We start from the raw sequence: 18,575 nt of genomic DNA, 5'->3' as shown, positions 1-18,575 counted from the left end.
GTCAGTGGCCTGCCTGCTCCGCGCGGGCCTTGGCCAGAATCTTCTCGACCGAGGTCTGTGCGATCGGGTGATAGCCGCTGCGCGCTTCGGCGTAGATCTGCTCGGCTAGCGCCAGACCGTCCGGCGTCTTTGCCAGTGCGGTGTAGACCGGTTCGATCAGCAGCATGCGGCCGATGCTGTTCAGGTGTTTGCGCAGTGCCGGATACGCCGGCTGGTACTGACTCAGCGCCGCATCGCGGAACCAGCGCGCGGCGATGACGCGATTGGTGGTCTGGCTGAGGTTGAAGCGTTCATCCAGTGCCGCGAGCTGCGCGGCAGGCAGCGGTGTCGGCAGTGAGTTGAGGAAATACTCCCACTGCCGCGTCGACCAGTGCGCAGTGTCCATCTCGGCCAGCGGTGTGCTGCCGGACAGCCAGGCCTCGCGTGCAGCGTCGACCGTGGCGAACGCGGTGGACTGCGGCCACGGCGTGTCCGTGGGCATCTCGGTGCTGGTCATCCATTCTTCGATCTTCGCGGCGCTGACGACGCCGGGCGTTTTTTGCAGCAGCTCGCGATCCAGCCATGCGCGGAAGTCCGCGGTGGTTTCGCTCTGGAACGCGTGGGCGTCGAACCAGCCGCGCAGGAATTCATCGAAGCGCGGCCGACCGTACTGCTGCTCCAGGTATGCCAGGAACAGCGCGCCCTTTTCGTAGGGGACGTCGGTGACGTTGTCGTCCGGATCGCGGCCGGCGAGTTCGGGCACCAGGGTCTTGTCGCGCGGCTGTTCGAGTTCGGACAACGTGCGTTTCAGGTCGCTGGCGCCGATCGCACGTTCCTGCTGGGCGACGTCCAGACCAAAGACCTCTTCGACGATGCGGTTGGTCAGATGCACCGTGAAGCCTTCGTTGAGCCAGAAGTCGTTCCAGGTCGCGTTGGTCACGAGGTTGCCGGACCACGAGTGCGCGAGTTCGTGCGCGATCAGCGACACCAGCGACTTGTCGCCGGTGATGACGCTGGGCGTGACGAAGGTCAGGCGCGGATTCTCCATGCCGCCGTAGGGAAAGCTCGGCGGCAGGATCAGCAGATCGTAGCGGCCCCAGCGATACGGGCCGAAGATCGCCTCGCAACGCTCCAGCATCGCTTCGGTGTCTTCGAACTCGGCGGCGGCCGCCGCAAGCATCGACGGTTCGGCGTAGACGGCGGTGCGCTGGCCCATCGCCTGATATCGCAGATCGCCCACGGCCAGTGCGATCAGGTACGACGGAATCGGCTGCGGCATCGAGAAGCGGTATTCACCATCCGCGCTCAGCGCCTGCGGGTTCTCCGCGCTCATTACCGCCATCAGGCCCGGCGGCGTCTTGATGCGCGCGTCGTAGGCCGCACGCACGCGCGGCGTGTCCTGCAATGGAATCCAGCTGCGCGCGTGGATGGCCTGCGACTGCGTGAACAGAAACGGCTGCTGCTTGCCGGCGGTCTGCGCCGGGCTCAGCCATTGCAGGCCGGAGGCTTGCGGACGCGTCGTGTAATAGATGCGGACCCGCGTTGCCTGCTGCGGCATGGTGATGCGCAGCGCGCTGCCGAGAATCGGGTCGGCTTGCGCGAGGCTGTACGAGGTACTGCGATACGCGCCTTCACGCTCGGCCGTCTCGACCGCGCTGATCTCCAGATCGCGCGTGTCCAGCACCAGCGTATCGGCACCGCCGTTGATGCGGCTCAGCGTCAGCTCGGCGCTGCCGCTCAATACGTGACGATCGAAATCCACGCTCAGGTCCAGCGCGATGCGCTGGGTGATGAAGGCGTCGGTATTGGCGTAGGAATGTGGGTCCACGATGCGCGCCTGTTGGGGAATGGGGGTTGCGTTCTGCGCTGTCTGCGGCGCGGGCGCCTGACTGGCGCAGGACGTCAGCGTGAGGCCGCAGCACAGTGTTGCGCAGTAGCGGAGCAAGGGTTTGAGCAGATGCGGGTTGGGAATCCGCAGTGCGATGGGCGATGTCATGGCTTGCCTTGATCGAGGGCTTACGCGATTGTAACGAGACCGGCCTGACGCAACCCGACGCTGCGAGGGCCATCGAGAACAACGCCATGTTTCAGGAGTCCGCACCATGTTCAAACGATTTCTCCCAAGCGCGCGCCTGCTGGCGGCGTGTGTGCTGGGGCTTGGCCTCAGCGCCTGCCTGCCCGACCTGATACGACCATCTGCCGCCATGGAGCCGGTACCGGGCTATGTCACCGATCTGTCGCGCTTCGATGCGTTCATCGCCAAGCACCCGACACCGGAGGAATTCCGCAGCAGCTATCCCGACGTGCAGCTGATCCTGCCGGGCGAGATGTCGACCAAGGAACTGCGTTTCAACAACAGCCGCTACTTCGCCACGCTCGACGAGGACAAGAAATACATCGTCGGCGGTCGCTTCCAGTAAGCGGACACGCTGAAAACAAAAAGGGCGCGGACAAGTTGTCCGCGCCCCGACACCGGCGCCTGACCGGGTTACTGCTTGTCTGCTTCCACCTGGATGGCCAGCTTGACCTCGTCGCCCACCGCGGGCACGTAGGCGCTGACGCCCCAGTCGCTGCGCTTGATCGTGGTCACCGCGTCCGCGCCGCAATGCGGCTTCTTCGTCATCGGATGCTCACCGCATTTGAATGCCGTGACTTCGAGACTAACCGGCTTGGTCACGCCGTGCAGCGTCAGTTCGCCGTCCACCGCGACCAGCGCGTCGCCGTCGAACTTGAACTTGGATGATTTGAACGTTGCGGTCGGATACTGCGCGACGTTGAAGAAATCCGGACCCTGCAGATGCTCGTCGAGCTTGGGCACGCCGGTGTTGAGTTGCGTGAGATCGAAGCTGACTTCCACCGAGCCCGTCTTCTTGGCCTGATCCAGATGCAGCGTGCCGGAGGTGCCGCCGAACTGGCCGCGTGAGGTCGAGAAGCCCAGATGATTGATCTCGAAGTTCGCAAACGTGTGCGTCGGTTCGATCACATAGGTGTCGGCGGCGGCGGCGCTGACGCTGAACGCGGCCAGCAGCGGCAGCAGCAGGATCTTCTTGTTCATCGTGGGTTCTCCAAGGAAAGCGTGGTGGATATGGTGGATGAAGCGCCGGGCCGTCAGGGACTCGGCGCCGGGGACAGAACCAGATTGAAGCGCACGGGCACGGCGTCGGCTACCAGATCGCCCTGGTTCCACTCGCCGCCGCCGATCCCGAAGTCGGTCCGGTTCAGCGTGAATTCGCCCTGGGCGCGCAGGCGGCCGTCCGGCAGCGCGGTGGTGGTGAACGGCACGCTGATCGCGCGCGTGCTGCCGCGGATGGTCAGCTGGCCTTCGGCCTGATAGCGGTTGGGTCCGAGCGAACGCACCGCCGTGCTTTCAAACACCGCCTTGGGGAACGCATTTGCGTTCAGCCACGGCGTGTCGATGGCGATGGCATCGGCCTCCGGCGTGCCGGTGTCCAGGCTGCTGATGTCGACTTCGATGCGCGCCTTCGACTGTTCGGGGTGTTCGGTATCCAGATCGATGCTGGCGCTGTAGCGGGTAAAGCGGCCGTCGACGGCAACGCCCATCTGCTTGACGCTGAAGCTGATCTGGCTGGCGCCGGAGTCGACCACGCGCGGCGCCGCCTCGACGCCGTGGCCAAAGACCAGCAGCGGCAGCGCCAGCATCAGCGGGCGCAGCCATCCGGGATGCAATCTGGCCTGCGATCGGGGCAGCGATGGGGCCTGCGACGGGGGCATCATCGTTCTCCGTGGGCGGCAAGAGGTGTCGAGCGGCGCAGCGCCGGCAGCATGCGCAGCAGCACGGCATCGCGATCGACAAAGTGATGTTTCAGTGCCGCGGCGACGTGCAGCGTGATGGCGCCGAGCAGCATCTTGTTCAGTATCCAGTGCACCGATTCCAGCGCCGCGCCGAGCGCGGGATCCTTGCCGATCAGATCGGGAATCGGCAGCTGCGCCAGGTAGACCGTCTGGAAGCCCTTGGCCGAACTCATCAGCCAGCCGCTCAGCGGCACCGCAAGCAGCAGCAGATACAGCAAGCGATGCGTGATCTGTGCGGTGCGCAGCGCCCAGGACGGCATCGCCGGAGATGGCGGCGGCGGACTCACGCTGCGCCAGAGCAGGCGCAGCAGCACCAGCGCGAACACCGTGACGCCGATCCACTTGTGATACGAGAACAGCTTCAGCTTGGTCGGCGACAGCGCCAGCTCGACCATATAGAAGCCGATCGGGAACGCCGCACACAGCAGCAGCGCGGTCAGCCAGTGTCCGAGCTGGGCGGTCAGACTGTAGCGCTGCAGGTCAGAAGGGTCCTGGCGGCTCATCGGTGTTCCCGGAGGCGAGCCCGCATGCTAGAGGGCCGCGACGGTGACGGAAAAGCTAAATGTTCTGAAAAGGTCGTTCAGTCCGCCTGAATGCGCAGGAACGGTGCAGGCTCGGCGATGAACAGGATCGACGCCGGACGGTCGCTGTGCGGGTCGAGCGGTTCACGCACGGCGCGCGTAGCCGGTGCGGCGTTGTCGGCCCAGGCATGCAGGAAGGTTCAGCGCGACGTGGTCGCGTCCAGGCGACGGATGCCGAGCTTGTCGATGCGTCGACCCTCCAGTTCCAGCACTTCAAAGCGCCACGGCGGCAGGTCGACGGTTTCGCCCCGCTCGGGCAGATGCCCAAGCAGCTGCAGCACCAGACCCGCCACGGTTTCGTAGGCATTCCGGTCCGGCAGATCCAGTTGCAGGCGCTCCGCCAGCTCGCCGGCGGACAACTCGCCATCGACCCACCACGATCCGTCGCTGCGGCGCTGCATCATTGGGGGTGGTTCATCAAGGTCGAACTCCCCGGCGATGGCCGAGAGGATGTCAGTCACCGTGACCAGACCCTGCAGGCTGCCGAATTCGTCGACCACAATGGCCGCATGAATCGGTGACTGCTTGAGCTTGGCGATGGCGCCGAGGGCGGCCACGCTTTCCGGCAGCACCAGCGCGTCCTCGACGTGGGCCGCCGGCAATACGGCCGTACCGCCGTCGAGCTGGGCGTCGAGCAGGCGCTTGGTCGACACGATGCCGACGAACTGGTCGATATCGCCCCGCGCCGCGATCAAGCGCGAATGCTGGCTCGCGCGCAGCGTCGCGCGCTGTTGTTCGACCGGTTCATCCAAATCGATCCAGTCCAGATACTGTCGCGGTGTCATCACCGCGCGCACGCTGCGATCGGCCAGACGCATCACTGCGGCGATCATCATGCGTTCCTCCGGCTCGACGACGCCGGTCGACGCGGCTTCGGCAACGATGGCGTGAATTTCCTCGTCGGTCACGCGCGTGGTCGGTCCCGTATGCGACGGCAACAATTTCAGCAGCGCGGTACTGGACAGATCCATCAGGCGCACCAGCGGTGAGCTCAGGCGCATCAGGCGGCGCATCAGGGGCGCGATTGCGCTGGCAATCCGCTCGGGATTGCGCAAGGCGATCTGCTTCGGCACCAGCTCTCCAACGATCAGCGACAGATACGTGATCGTGCTCACGACGACAGCCAGTGCAATCTCGTCGGCGTAGTTCTGCAGAACGCCGGATGCGCTCAGCGCCTGCGCCAGCGGACTCGCCAGTGTGGCGCCACTGAATGCGCCGGCGAGAACGCCGATCAGGGTGATGCCGATCTGGATGGTGCTCAGCAAAGAACCGAGCTGTTGCTTGAGCTGCAGCGCGGCGCTGGCGCCGTGAACCCCGCGGCGCTTCATCGCCTGCAGGCGCGCGCGTCGCGACGACACCACGGCCAGCTCGGACATCGCAAGCATGCCGTTGAGCAGGATCAGCAGGATGACAATGGCGAGGTTCAGGAGCATCGTCAGTCAGTATGGCCGATGCCCCGCGCCGATGGGTGAACCGTGCACCGGATGCCGCGTGTGGCGGTTTAGACTGATCGCCGTCGATAGCGGATGGCCGATTGCCATGCCCGAGTTGCCGGATCTGAGCGTCTATCTCGAATGCATCGAACGCAAGGCCGTTGCACAGCCCTTGCGCGCGCTGCGCATCGGCAATCCTTTCGTGTTGCGCACGGTGAGCCCGCAGCCGGCTGACTTCGTCGGGCGTCACTTGTTGGGTACCGATCGGATCGGCAAGCGCGTGGTGCTGCGTTTCGGCGGTGATCTCTACGCGGTGATTCATCTGATGCGGCTGGGTCGGTTGCACTGGAAGAAGCCCGGCGCGGCGCTGCCCAAGAGTGGCGGTCTGGCGGCGTTCGATTTCGAGCACGGCACGCTGCTGCTGACCGAATCCGGCAGCAAGCGCCGCGCGTCCTTGCATCTGGTCGAAGGCGCCGCGCAATTGCAGGCGTTCGAGCGCGGCGGCCTTGAACCGCTCACGGCGGATTTTGAAACCTTCCGTGCGCAACTTGCGCGCAGTCGTCACACCCTGAAGCGCGCGTTGACCGACCCGGCCGAGTTCGCTGGAATCGGCAATGCGTACTCGGATGAAATCCTGCATCGCGCGTGCCTGTCACCGTTCAAGCGCGCCGCCGTGCTGGCCCCGCAGGAACAACACGCGCTGTACGAGGCCATGCAGTCGACGCTGCGCGAGTGGACCGAGCGTCTGCGTACGGAGGCGCGGAATGACTGGCCGCCGAAAGTCACGGCGTTTCATCCGCAGATGGCGGTGCATGGGCGTTACCGTCAGCCCTGTCCGGTGTGCGGCGCGCCGGTGCAGCGCATCGTCTATGCCGACAGCGAGGCCAACTACTGCGCCGGCTGCCAGACCGAAGGGCGCATCCTCGCCGACCGCGCGCTGTCGCGTCTGCTCAAGGACAGCTGGCCGAAGTCGCTGGACGATCTCGAACGCTGACCCCGCGCTGCGAGCCACGCGCAGTCATGCAAGCCGCGGCAGTGCCTCGCCATCCGCATTGAACAGATAGCCGGCATCGGCCGGAACGCCGATGCGGACATGTGCGCCGACCTGGACGGTGCTGACGTCGTCGGTACGGATCACCAGCGGTTCCTCGCCGCCGGGGGCATCAACATAGACATAGGCCTCGCTGCCCAGCTGTTCGACCGCCACAACTTCGCCTTCAAGCGTTGAATCGGCCGTGGTGCCGAGCTGCAGATGCTCGGGGCGCAGGCCCAGCGTGATCGCGGCGCCGGGCGTGAGCGTGGCGGCCGCCGGCGTACGCGCCTGCACCGGCGCGCCGCGACCGGGATCGATCTGCACGGTATCGCCGTCGCAGCGCAGGACTGTGCCTGCGACGAAGTTCATCTTCGGCGAACCGATGAAGCCGGCAACGAAGCGATTGCGCGGCTGCTGGTACAGGTCCAGCGGCGTGCTGACCTGCTCCACGCGGCCCTGGTTCAGCACCACGATGCGGCTGGCGAGCGTCATCGCCTCGACCTGGTCATGCGTCACGTAGATCATCGTGGTGCCGAACTGGCGATGCAGGCGCGCCAGCTCGATGCGCATCTGAACGCGCAGCCCCGCGTCGAGATTGGACAGTGGCTCGTCGAACAGGAATGCGCGCGGTGAACGCACGATCGCGCGGCCGATGGCGACCCGCTGACGCTGGCCGCCAGAGAGTTCCTTGGGTTTGCGCTCCAGCAGGTTCTCGATCTGCAGCACGCGCGCCGCCTCGCGCACGCGCGCATCGAGCTGTGAGCGCTCGGCCTTCGCCAGCTTGAGGCCGAACGCGAGGTTGTCGTAGACGCTCATGTGCGGATACAGCGCGTACGACTGGAACACCATGGCGATGCCGCGCGCCGACGGCGCCTGCGTGCTGACGTCGTCGCCGTCGAACAGCACGCGCCCGCTGTCGATGTCCTCGAGTCCGGCGATCAGGCGCAGCAGCGTTGACTTGCCGCAGCCCGAGGGGCCGACGAAGACGACGAACTCGCCGTCGTCGACGCGCAGGCTGACGTCCCGGATGACCTCGGTGCGGCCAAAGCGCTTGCTGATGTTCTCCAGCGTGATCGCAGCCATGCGATGCGGTTCTCCTTGCGCGTGCGTCTCAACCCTTGACCGCGCCGGCGGTCAGACCCGAGACGATGCGGCGCTGGAATACCAGCACCAGAATGATCAGCGGCACGGTGACGATCACCGAGGCCGCCATGATGTTGCCCCACGGCAGCTCGTGCGAACTGGCGCCGGAGATCAGGGCGATCGCCACCGGCACGGTGCGCTGCTCGCCCGACAGCGTGAACGTCAGCGCGAACAGGAACTCGTTCCACGCGGCGATGAACGCGAGCAGGCCGGTGGTGACCAGTGCCGGTCCCATCAGCGGCAGGAAGATGTGCGTGACGATCGTCAGCGGACCGGTGCCGTCGACGATCGCGGCTTCCTCGAGTTCCTTCGGCAGCTCGCGCATGAACGTGGTCAGCACCCACACGGTGAATGGCAGCGTGAAGATCAGATACGACAGCGTCAGTGCCGGCAGATGGTTGTACAGGCCGAGGCTGCGGATCAGCTCGAACATGCCGGACAGCACCGCGACCTGCGGAAACATCGACACGCCGAGCACGACGAACAACAGCAGGCGACGGCCGCGGAACTGCACGCGGCCCAGTGCGTAGGCGGCGGCGACGGCCAGCGCCAGCGACAGCACGACGGTGGAGACCGCAACGATGATCGAGTTGAGGATGTTGCGGCCGAACGGTTGCTCGCGGAATACCGCCCGATAGTTGTCCCAGGCCGGATGCTGCGGCCACGCGTCGACGCTGAACAGCGCCGAACCGGATTTCAGCGAGGTGACGATGGCCCAGTAGAACGGGAATACCGAGTAGAACGCGATGACGGCGAGCAGCAGCCAGAACGCGAGGCGACCGATCCAGTATTGCGGCGTTCGACGCATGCTCAGAGCTCCCGGCCGGCGCGTGACGCGCTCAGGTAGATCACCGTGAACAGCGCGATGATCGCGAACACCAGCGTCGCGGCCGCCGAGCCGTAGCCGACGTCCTGGAAATCGACCAGCTGCTGGCGCGCGTAGACCGACATCGACATGGTGTCGCGGTTGTTGCCGCTGATGACGTAGACCAGATCGAACACGCGCAGCGCGTCGAGCACGCGGAAGATGATCGCCACGGTCAGCGCGGGCTTCAGCAGCGGCAGGGTGATGCGGAAGAACACCTTGAGCGGATGCACGCCGTCGACCCTGGCGCTCTCGAAGCATTCCTGCGGCAGCATCTGCAGGCCGGCGAGCAGCAGCAGCGCCATGAACGGCGTGGTCTTCCAGACGTCGACCAGGATGATCGACAGCAGCGCGGTGTCCGGCGACGCGGTCCAGGCGATGGGCGTGTCGATCGCGTGTACCGCGAGCAGCACATGATTGATCACGCCGAAGACGTCGTTGAACATCCAGCGCCACATCTGCGCCGACACCACGGTCGGGATCGCCCACGGCACCAGGATCGCAGCGCGCAGCGCGCCGCGTCCGCGGAAGTGCGCATTTAGCGATAGCGCGATGATCAGTCCCAGCGCGGTTTCGAGCGCGACCGATGCACCGGCGAAGACGGCGGTGTTGCGCACGGCGCGCCACCAGTCCGGGTCCTGCAGCAGGTAGACATAGTTGGTCAGGCCGATGAAGCGCGGCGCTTCAACGTCAGCCAGACCGGCTTCGGTGAAGCCGAGCCAGATCGTGCGCGCCAACGGCCAGCCGGCGACGCCCAGCAGCACGATCAGCATCGGCGCCAGCATCCACCACGCGGCGCGGATGCGCTGGCGTGCCAGCCGCGAGCGCGGCGCCGGCATTGCGGAGGTCCGGCTCACCACTGGCCGTCCCGCGACAGGCGCTGCAGCCGGCGCTGTGCCAGCGCCCGCAGCTGCGGTTCCGCCGGCTGCCGGCGCGCGAGGATGTCGTGCACGGTGTTGTAGAACGCGGCACTGACACGGTTGTACTTGCTGCCGGTGATGCGCGAGGGCCGCGCCACCGCGTGCTCGAAACTGGTGTAGAGCTGGCCGAAGAACGGCACCGCATCCAGAACCTCGGGGTCGCGGTACAGCGCCGGGATCGTCGGGTTGTAGGCGCCGATGACGGCGCGGCGTTTCTGTTCGGACGCGGCGGTCAGGTGCCGCACCAGATCCGCCGCCAGCGCCGGATGCGCCGAGTATTTCGATACTGCCAGCTGCCAGCCGCCGAGCACGCCGCTGGGGTGGCCGTCGGTACCGCCGGCTGGCAGCGCGGTGACGCCCACTTGACCGCGGATCGGGCTGTCTTCGGCATTGGCCAGCGCCCAGGCGTAAGGCCAGTTGCGCATGAACACGGCGTTGCTGGACTGGAACACGCCGCGGCTCTGTTCCTCGTCGTAGTTCAGCACGCCTTCGGGGGCGATGTCGCCGATCCAGCTCGCCGCCAGATCCAGCGCCGCCGCGGCGCGCGGGTTGTCGACGGTGATCGCGCCGTGGTCGTCGACCAGCGTGCCGCCGCCGAAGCTGTCGATCCATTCCAGCGCGTTGCAGGTGAGGCCTTCGTAGCCCTTGGCCTGGAATACGAAGCCCTGCATGCGCGCGTGCCCGGCGGCGCGTTCGGCGTTCTGGATGCGGCGCGCGATGCGCGTCAGCTCGGTCCAGGTTTTCGGTACTGGCTCGTTGTATTTCTCGAGCAGGTCCTTGCGGTAGAACAGCACGCCGGCGTCGGTGAACCACGGCATCGCCACCAGTGCGCCGTCGACGGTGTCGTTGTCGATCAGCGATTTGAAATGCGTCGCGGTGGTTCCAGGCCCGATGTACTGGGACAGATCGACCAGATGCGGTGCCAGTGTGCCGGGCCAGACCACGTCGATCTGCATGATGTCGATGTCGGACGAGCGCGCGGCCAGGATCTGCTGGTACAGCGCCAGACGTTCGGTCGCCGAGTTCGGCGTCGACACCACTTGCACCCGATGCCCGGTCTTGCGCGACCAGGCGTCGACGGCGTCCTGGCACAGCCGCAGCTCCTGACCCAGCGCGCCGCAGGAGATCGACAGGTCCGCCGCCTGTGCCGCGCCGCCCGCGAAGCTCAGCAGCAGACCCAGCGCGAGCGGTACGGCGCGCCATCCGGCACCGGCGCCGCGCGCCGCGCGACGGCGGACGGGACGGTGTGGCCTGGGGGCGCGGGGTGAACGCATCGCGTCTGGGCTCCTGAGACGCCGGTGAACGTTCTGGGCAGCGCGGGCGCTGCGGACGGTCACGGCGGGGGTGTGCACGGACGGCGCCGGATGATCTGCAGCTCGCGGCCTTGTGGGGCGGATCAGATCACCGACCAGAGGCGCCATGCTAACAAAAGATGTGCGCAGATCGACGACGATGACAGAAAATATCGCGATTATTGGTCACGGAGACTTGCGTTCGCCGCGCGCACGCGCACAATCCGGGGTCCGAGTCCTTCCGTGAAAGAAGATCCATGCAGCTGCGCTACTACATGCTCGACGTGTTTACCGAGCAGGCATTCACCGGCAATCCCCTTGCGGTCGTGCTCGACGCCGACGTGCTCAACACGGCGCAGATGCAGCAGATCGCGCGCGAATTCAATCTGTCGGAGACGGTGTTCATCCAGACTCCGACGATCGAGAACGCGTTGTCGCGGCTGCGCATTTTCACGCCGGCCCGCGAAATGGCCTTCGCCGGCCACCCCACCATCGGCAGCGCCTGCCTGCTGTCCGAGCTAGGCTTTGCCCCGCAGGGCGAGGACGAGCGCTTCGTGCTCGAGGAAGGCATCGGCCCGGTGCCGGTGCGGGTGCGACGTGCGCTGGGTCGCCCGGCCTATGCCGAGCTGACTGCGGCGCAGCTGCCTGAATTCGCGCCGGCGCCGCCGGACGCCGTGCTGGCGCAGATCCTGGGCCTGTCGGTCGAAGATCTGGGCAGCAATGACGAGCGCCCGCGCGCGGTGTCCTGCGGGCTGCCGTTCGTGCTGGTACCGGTGCGCGCTCCGGAAGTGCTGGCGGCGATCGATCTTGACGTCACGGCCTGGCGCAACGCCCTGGCCGGCCAGTGGGCGCAGGAGCTGTATGTGTATGCGCGCGGTTATGAAGGCGAACTGCGCGCACGCATGTTCGCGCCGGCGCTGGGCGTGGCCGAGGACCCGGCCACCGGCTCTGCGGCGGCGGCCCTGGCCGGCGCGCTGGCAACGGATTCGCCGATTGTCGAAGGGCGCCTGCAGTGGATGATTCATCAGGGCCTGGAAATGGGACGGCCGAGTCAGCTGCACGTGGCGGCGGAGCGGGCCGGATCGGTGGTCACCGCTGTGCGTGTCGGCGGCTTTGCCGTGCGCGTCGCCGACGGCCTGTTGACGGTCTGACGGTGTTCCGGCGTGGTTTGCGAGCGGCTATCCGCTAGGAAATCGAGCCTGAATACTTGCCGGCGGATGTCCGGACCCAAATAATGTCCTACGCGCAAAAGGTAATTTTCCTACATTCGATGCGGACAATTACCTGCTCAGACCGAGCGCTGCGCGACCGACAACCAGAGCATGAACACGATCCCTGCGCTGTCCCCGACCCTCCCCACCGCGACCTCGCATCTGGCGATGCGCGAATGGATTGCCGGCAACGAGACCTTGCTGGCGAGTTTTCTGCTGACCCGTGCGGCACCGTCCGCCAGCGGCGATGCCATCTGCGGGCTGTTCGTCAGCCGCGCCGAGAATGGCGACTATCTGCTGCGACTGTGCGCCGGCTCGGACAACCACTGCATGGTCTGGGTCGACGACTGTCGCACGCCGTCGCACTTCGGTCGCGGCTATGCCGACGCTCTGGCGCAGGCCTGGATCGGGCGGCTCGAAGCCAACGCCTGGCGGCTGGACTGGAGCGCCCGCAACCGCAGCGGCGATCCGTCGTTCAATCTGTTGTCCGTCGCCGCCTGAGCGCAGTGCGTGCCCGCCATCGTGGCGGGATTTGCGGATGAGCCGCGACGACGACTGCGTGCTGATTCTGGCCGTTGTCCGCCGTATTCCGCGTGGGCGCGTGGCGACCTACGGTCAGGTGGCCGCGCAGGCAGGATTCCCCAAACGTCCGCGCCTTGCGGGATATGCCCTGAGCCATCTGCCTACCGGGCATGATCTGCCCTGGCATCGCGTGATCAATGCCCAGGGGCGGCCGTCGTTCGATCCTGAGGGCCCCGCGTACCGCCAGCAGCTGCAGCGTCTGGCGGACGAAGGTGTCCCGAATGTGGATGGACGCATCGATCTGGCGCGCTACCGCTGGCAGCCGCAGAGCAGCGCACCGGTGCTGGACTGAACCCAGCTGGATCACGTGGCGGTGTGCGGAGCGCGCGCAGTGCATATCGAATCAGCCGATGGCTGCACGGTGACGCCGACTATGCAGGAGGGGCAGCGATGCGCCGGATTCGCCGCGTCGAACTCGAAAGCCGCCGGATGCGGTCTTCGGTTTGAGGGCCCGACCTTTGCCGCAGACGTCCACGACGCCATCGGCGAATTTATACTGGCCCCCGGTCACGACGGAGCATACGGATGCGCAACGACATGCGGCGGCTCATTGTGCTGACGGCAGCGGGATTGTTGAGTGCCTGTGGTGGCGGTGGATCGCCGGCTCCGATATCGCAGGACACCGTATCGACCCCGCTGGCCAAGCTCGCTCTGAAGACATTCGCGGCGGACTGCAGCGATTTTCTTGTCTACACCACCGATGCGCTGACCGAGCAATATCTCACGCGCTATTACTGCTTTGCTGACGGGCCGTGCCCGGTATTCGCGGCCGACTCGGCCGACACCGCATCCGAAATGACGCCACCGCCGTCTCCGCAACGCGTGTCCGCGACCAACGCGCAGGAATCCGGTGTTGACGAGGCTGATGTGGTCCGTGCCGATAACGCCGGCCGGTTGTACATTCTTTCCGACCACCAACTGCATGCGCTGGCGGCGTTTCCACCGCAAGGGCTCGAACAGCGTCCCGTCATCTCGGTCGATCTGGCGGCTGACGATCCGGCGTTCCACGCCGACGACTTCTATCTCGATGAAGCTGCAGGCCGCCTGGTTGTGCTGGGCGCCCGCTACGATGACGGCGGCGCACAGGCGGTCGCAGTAATGCTCGATGTGCACGATCCGCAGGCCCCGCCAACCGAAACCGCACGCGTTTCCGTCGACGGCTACAGCCTGCAGACTCGCCGCATTGGCTCGCGAATTCACCGCGTCAGCCGCTTTGACGTACCGCTGCCGGCATGGTTCTACGACGGTGCCGACGAGCTGGCGCGATTGCGCCAGAATTATTTCGATGCCATCGCCAGGGGCGACGACGGCACGGTGGCGGCGGTCAAGTCCGAGGTGCGCAGTGAAATCGGCCGGCGCGTCGACGCCGCTGAGCCCAATGATTTCCTGCCGCGGGTCCGCGAGCAGTTCGCTGGGGGCGCGCAGCAGCAGTCTTGGCTGTCCTGTGCAGCGATCTCGCATCCCGACGTCACGACTGCCCTGGGCCTCGCGGTCATCGATAGCTTCGACACCGACGGTTCCGATCATGCTGCGGCAGGGGTGGTCAACAACGCCTACCAGGTGTACGCCTCGGCCGCCAACCTGTATCTCGCGCAGTCCAGCTTCGGCTGGTTTTTCGATCCGCAGCAGGTTGATCAGACGGTGGTGTACCGTCTGGCGCTGCCGGCAAGTGGGCCGGCCGCCTATCAGGCGCTGGCGCTGGTCGACGGCTCGCTGAACAACGCCTATCAGATGTCCGAGTATCAGGGAATGCTGCGCATGGCGACGACGCAGAGTGATCGTGATGGCGGAACCCGCAATCACGTCACGGTGTTGGACGCCGGCGCCGCCGAACGCATGCCGGTGATCGGGCAGCTGCGTGATTTGGCGCCCGGCGAGACCATTCAGGGTGCGCGTTTCGTCGGCGACCGCGGCTACGTGGTGACGTACCAGCGCATCGATCCGCTGTTTGCCCTGGATCTGTCCGATCCGGCCGGACCGCGTGTCGCCGATACGCTCAAGCTGCCGGGCTTTTCCAGCTATCTGATGCCGCTGGGCGACAACTATCTGCTTACAATCGGACGTGCCGGCGATGACCAGCAGCTGACCGGCGAAGTCGCACTGCAGTTGTTTGATGTGTCCAACCTTGAACACATCCGCCAGCTTTCGGTGATCACGCCGGCAGCAGGCGATGGCAGTTACAGCTACAGCCCCGCTGAATACGATCCGCACGCGTTCAATTATTTCGCCGACCAGCCGTCCGCTGCGACTCCGGGCACGCTGGCGGTTCCTTTGCAGGCTTACGGTGGCTCCGATGGCAGCGATTTCGCCGGATTTCTAGTCGTACGCGTCGAGCCTGGCACGGGCACGCCGCTGCAGGAAACCGGCCGCATTGATCATGCTGCGCTGACGGCGCAGAACGACATGTGTATGGGCTCGTCGTCCGGTACGTCGCCGATGCTCTGCGGCGACCCGGTCTATGCGGCGCAGCCGCGCCGTAGTGTGTTCATGCAGGACGACGCCGGCACTTATCTGTACACCATCTCCGCTGTCGGACTGATCGCCAGCGATGCGCTGCAGCCGGACGTCACGCTGGCTAGCCGTGCGTTGCCGTACGACCCTCCGCAGTGCTGTGTTCTGGATACGGCCACTTCACCGTAAAGATGCTCTGCGAGAGCGCCGATTCTGGAGTCGGCGGATGTGGAGAGCAGTGATTGGGCAAAGTGGTCGTTACCCCGTTCGCGATGTCCAACCTTATGCTGGCTGGAGAAAATACGGAATTCTGCAGGGACGCTGTCTCCCGATGGGCAGCTGCAGCGTCTGGCGGACGAAGGTGTCCCGAATGTGGATGGACGCATCGATCTGGCGCGCTACCGCTGGCAGCCGCAGAGCAGCGCACCGGTATTGGATTGAGCGCCGGTGCTCAGGCCTCGGCGTCAGCCGGCGCTTCCAGATAGACCCGGAACGGATCGGCCAGTGCGCCGCTGCGCAGGTTGCGGATGTGTTCGATCAGCCCCGGCGTCACGGTGAATCCGCGCGCGACCAGCAGTACCCCGCTGACCAGACGCACGTCGCTGGCGATGACCATGCCCACGCGCAGCGCGGAAGGTGACACTTCACGGACACCGCCGTGGGATTGGGTATCGGCCCGGACCACATCCAGCGCCGCCAGCACATCCGCGTTGTAGCGCCCCGGCAGCGCATGCAGTGAGGCGCGCGCCGCGTTGACCGGAATGCCCTGAAGATCCAGGGCATCAAAATCCAGTGCGACGCGCAGGATCGCGACGCCCAGGCGGATCGTCTCGTCGTCCGCCAGTGCGGCGACTTCGGCATGACCCGACGGTTTGCCGGCGACTCCGGCCAGCATCGCGCGCACCGGTTCCAGCCGTGGAATCGCCGCCAGCATGTTTTCGGTGATCCCCGGCAGGCGATCCAGCATCTCGCGTTCGGCGGCGTTGGGGGCGTGCCCGTCGTGCAGGCGGTCGGCGACTTCGGTCGGCAAAGCGACGCTGCCCAGCGGCAGCAGCATCGCCGCCACCTCCAGCGCCCACCACGGACCGGGACGCAGCCGCGCCGCCAGCTCCAGCGCCAGCTGCTTGATCCGCACCGAGCTGCCGAACGCGGCCGGACGGGCCATCGCCAGCACGTCGCTGAGTGTGCGGATCGCGCCGGTGAGGGTTTGTTCCAGCAACGCGCGTTCGGTGTCGATCAGTTGCCGCTGACGCAGCGCCGCCGCGAATGCCGCGGCCACCGTTGCGGGGGGGCAGGGTTTGAGCAGGAAGCGGAAAATCTGTCCGTCGTTGACGGCGGCGACGGCGGAATCGATGTCGGCGTGGCCGGTCAGCAACAGGCGTGGCGTATCGGGGGCCAGTGACCGCGCCGCGTGCAGGAAGGTGGCGCCGTCCATGCCGGGCATGCGCATGTCCGACATCACCACCGCGATTTCCGGATGTGCGCGCAGCAGGCGGACGCCGTCGGCGCCCGAGGTTGCGGTCAGGACCCGGTAGCTTCGCTGCAGGTGCAGCTTGAGGCTCGACAGCACGTGTGGCTCGTCGTCGACGCAGAGGATCGTTGCGACTTGTTGCCCGGACATGGCGGACTCCTGATTCATGCAGTTGCGGGTTGCGGCGTTTCGGTTGCGTTCAGCGGCAGGCGCACCACAAAGACGCTGCCGCCGCCGGCTGCCGCGCGCACTGAAATCTGGCCGCTGTGCTGGTCGACGATGACGGCGCGGGTGATGGCCAGGCCCTGGCCGCTGCCCTGGCCGATCGCCTTGGTGGTGAAGAACGGTTCGAAGATGCGTTCGCGCACGGCGTCCGTCATGCCGACGCCGTCGTCCTGGATTTCGATCACCACGGACTCGCCGTCGCGGCGGGTGCGGATGTCGATGCGACCGCGGCGCTGGCTGCCGGCGACGGCTTCGCCGATCGCCTGTGCGGCATTGACGATCAGATTCAGCAAGGCCTGATTGAGCGCGCCGGGGAAGCACGACAGCGGCGGCAGCTCGGCCAGATCGGTGTGTACATCGGCGACGTAGCGATAGGCGTTGCGTGCGATCGTCAGCGTGTTGCCAATGGCGCGATTGAGATCAATGGCGGTGCGCGCACTGCCCGGATGCGAGAACTCCTTCATCGAGCGCACGATGTGCGCGATGCGATCGAGACCTTCGAGCGCCATCGTGCTGGCCTGCGGCAGTTGCTCGGCCAGCAGGTCGATGCCATGCGCACTCCAGCTCCGATGCAGGCTGGTGCTGACTTCGTCAACACTGCGCTGGCCGTCCACCAGCGCGTCGAGCGCGCTGCGCTGATCCTGCAGCACAGCCAGTGCATCGGTGACGCCGTCACGCAAAAAATGGCAGCTGTCGCTGACGAACTGCACCGGTGTGTTGATCTCGTGCGCGACACCGGCGGCGAGGCGACCGATCGCTTCGAGCTTCTGTGCCTGTCGCAGTTCCAGCTCGATTTTGGAACGGCGCTCCATCTCGTCGCGCAGATGCTGGTTCAGCGTCGACAGTTCCGCGGTGCGCTCGCGGACGCGGCTTTCCAGGCTGCGGTTGGTCTGCTCCAGCGCCGATTCAGCGGCGTGGATCGCGTTGACGTACTGCTGCACCAGTCCCGAGATCCAGGCCCAGGCCGCTGCCAGCGCCGCCAGCAAGGTCAACCCGAGCAGGGCCACGGCCAGCACCCGGTAGCGTTGCATCGCCAGCCGCGCCTGGGCTTCCTCCAGCACCGCGTGGCCCAGGGCGTCCAGCCCGTCTACATACTGCTGCTGGCGTGACAGGTAGTCGGCATCGGACAGCAGGGCAAGCGCGGATTCGCGCTGACCCTGACGCAGCGCGGCGAAAGCGCGATCCTCGGTTGCGGCCAGCGCTGCGCTGTCGGCCCAGGTCGGTGACGCCGAAACCGAAGCATGCGGTGCCAGCGACACCAGTTCGCGCAGGGCAGCGTCGAGCTGCGGGCGAACGTCGTGGTAGCGCGTCGACCATTGCGGATCGCCGGTTTCAGCAGCGAGCCGGGCGGAAGTGCCCAGCTGTTCGCGCAGATACAGCAGGCGTCCGCCGAGATCGCGCAGCTGCAGCTCGTTGGCGACCATGCGGTGCAGGTCGACGTAGCTGCGCGCCGTGACCCAGGCACCGGCCAGCAGCAGCGCCACTACCAGCACGACGCCCACGGCGATCGGCCGCGACGGCGGCAGCCGGGTGGCGGTTTTCTCGGGTGCTGGTTTCAGGTCGATTCGAGGCATGC

General features: G+C 66.2%; 17 protein-coding genes. 6 read left to right on the top strand and 11 right to left on the bottom strand.

Annotation, left to right across the window (positions count from 1 at the left end; all coding sequences use genetic code 11):
- Position 1: 1 nt before the first annotated feature.
- The gene (locus tag E4T66_RS16055; RefSeq protein WP_136850084.1) at positions 2 to 1,975 is read right to left on the bottom strand and encodes a M1 family metallopeptidase; all 1,974 of its coding nucleotides are present in this window, start codon (positions 1,973 to 1,975) and stop codon (positions 2 to 4) included.
- Between the two features lie 106 nt (positions 1,976 to 2,081).
- On the opposite strand from E4T66_RS16055, the gene E4T66_RS16050 reads away from it, so the two are divergent.
- Positions 2,082 to 2,399, top strand: coding sequence for a hypothetical protein (locus E4T66_RS16050; RefSeq protein ID WP_136850083.1), 318 nt, complete (start codon positions 2,082 to 2,084; stop codon positions 2,397 to 2,399).
- 68 nt (positions 2,400 to 2,467) lie between these two features.
- Here the strand turns inward: E4T66_RS16050 and E4T66_RS16045 are convergent, their stop codons facing one another.
- The 4 genes from E4T66_RS16045 to E4T66_RS16030 form a co-directional block, all read right to left on the bottom strand.
- On the bottom strand, positions 2,468 to 3,034 hold the full coding sequence (locus tag E4T66_RS16045; protein ID WP_136850082.1) for a YceI family protein: 567 nt from the start codon (positions 3,032 to 3,034) through the stop codon (positions 2,468 to 2,470).
- 53 nt (positions 3,035 to 3,087) lie between these two features.
- A complete protein-coding gene (locus tag E4T66_RS16040; protein WP_169577665.1) occupies positions 3,088 to 3,711 on the bottom strand; it encodes a YceI family protein in 624 nt (207 codons plus the stop codon).
- Positions 3,711 to 4,295 (bottom strand): cytochrome b, encoded by a 585-nt coding sequence (locus tag E4T66_RS16035; protein WP_136850080.1) that lies wholly within the window; start codon positions 4,293 to 4,295, stop codon positions 3,711 to 3,713. Before E4T66_RS16035 ends, E4T66_RS16040 begins: the two co-directional genes overlap by 1 nt.
- Before the next feature lie 218 nt (positions 4,296 to 4,513).
- Complete coding sequence (locus E4T66_RS16030; RefSeq protein WP_136850079.1) at positions 4,514 to 5,806, bottom strand: hemolysin family protein; 1,293 nt, start codon at positions 5,804 to 5,806, stop codon at positions 4,514 to 4,516.
- A 106-nt stretch (positions 5,807 to 5,912) separates the two neighbouring features.
- On the opposite strand from E4T66_RS16030, the gene E4T66_RS16025 reads away from it, so the two are divergent.
- Entirely contained in the window at positions 5,913 to 6,800 is an 888-nt protein-coding gene (locus tag E4T66_RS16025; protein WP_136850078.1) for a DNA-formamidopyrimidine glycosylase family protein, read from the top strand.
- A gap of 24 nt (positions 6,801 to 6,824) precedes the next feature.
- On the opposite strand, the gene E4T66_RS16020 is transcribed toward E4T66_RS16025, so the two are convergent.
- From E4T66_RS16020 to E4T66_RS16005, 4 genes are read right to left on the bottom strand one after another with little or no spacing between them, the layout of a single operon-like run.
- Complete coding sequence (locus tag E4T66_RS16020) at positions 6,825 to 7,922, bottom strand: ABC transporter ATP-binding protein (protein WP_136850077.1); 1,098 nt, start codon at positions 7,920 to 7,922, stop codon at positions 6,825 to 6,827.
- A 28-nt stretch (positions 7,923 to 7,950) separates the two neighbouring features.
- Positions 7,951 to 8,790: a carbohydrate ABC transporter permease gene (locus E4T66_RS16015; protein ID WP_136850076.1), complete on the bottom strand. Its 840-nt coding sequence runs from the start codon at positions 8,788 to 8,790 to the stop codon at positions 7,951 to 7,953.
- A gap of 2 nt (positions 8,791 to 8,792) precedes the next feature.
- Positions 8,793 to 9,686 carry a carbohydrate ABC transporter permease gene (locus tag E4T66_RS16010; protein WP_136850075.1) on the bottom strand — a complete coding sequence of 298 codons (894 nt, stop codon included), beginning with the start codon at positions 9,684 to 9,686 and terminating at the stop codon, positions 8,793 to 8,795.
- 14 nt (positions 9,687 to 9,700) lie between these two features.
- Positions 9,701 to 11,041, bottom strand: a complete 1,341-nt coding sequence (locus E4T66_RS16005; protein WP_136850074.1) for an ABC transporter substrate-binding protein — start codon at positions 11,039 to 11,041, stop codon at positions 9,701 to 9,703.
- Positions 11,042 to 11,316: 275 nt separating this feature from the next.
- On the opposite strand from E4T66_RS16005, the gene E4T66_RS16000 reads away from it, so the two are divergent.
- From E4T66_RS16000 to E4T66_RS15985, 4 genes are all read left to right on the top strand, one after another.
- Entirely contained in the window at positions 11,317 to 12,210 is an 894-nt protein-coding gene (locus tag E4T66_RS16000) for a PhzF family phenazine biosynthesis protein (RefSeq protein WP_136850073.1), read from the top strand.
- 171 nt (positions 12,211 to 12,381) lie between these two features.
- Positions 12,382 to 12,771: a hypothetical protein gene (locus E4T66_RS15995; protein ID WP_136850072.1), complete on the top strand. Its 390-nt coding sequence runs from the start codon at positions 12,382 to 12,384 to the stop codon at positions 12,769 to 12,771.
- 37 nt (positions 12,772 to 12,808) lie between these two features.
- Positions 12,809 to 13,144: an MGMT family protein gene (locus E4T66_RS15990; RefSeq protein WP_136850071.1), complete on the top strand. Its 336-nt coding sequence runs from the start codon at positions 12,809 to 12,811 to the stop codon at positions 13,142 to 13,144.
- A gap of 233 nt (positions 13,145 to 13,377) precedes the next feature.
- The gene (locus E4T66_RS15985; RefSeq protein WP_136850070.1) at positions 13,378 to 15,492 is read left to right on the top strand and encodes a beta-propeller domain-containing protein; all 2,115 of its coding nucleotides are present in this window, start codon (positions 13,378 to 13,380) and stop codon (positions 15,490 to 15,492) included.
- 262 nt (positions 15,493 to 15,754) lie between these two features.
- Here the strand turns inward: E4T66_RS15985 and E4T66_RS15980 are convergent, their stop codons facing one another.
- Both E4T66_RS15980 and E4T66_RS15975 read right to left on the bottom strand, forming a co-directional pair.
- Entirely contained in the window at positions 15,755 to 16,924 is a 1,170-nt protein-coding gene (locus E4T66_RS15980) for a response regulator (RefSeq protein WP_169577664.1), read from the bottom strand.
- Positions 16,925 to 16,938: 14 nt separating this feature from the next.
- Positions 16,939 to 18,573 (bottom strand): sensor histidine kinase, encoded by a 1,635-nt coding sequence (locus E4T66_RS15975; protein WP_136850068.1) that lies wholly within the window; start codon positions 18,571 to 18,573, stop codon positions 16,939 to 16,941.
- Positions 18,574 to 18,575: the final 2 nt, after the last annotated feature.

Source organism: Sinimarinibacterium arenosum (assembly GCF_005047655.1).
Taxonomy (GTDB): domain Bacteria; phylum Pseudomonadota; class Gammaproteobacteria; order Nevskiales; family Nevskiaceae; genus Solimonas.
This window is presented reverse-complemented; position numbering and strand designations above follow the sequence as displayed.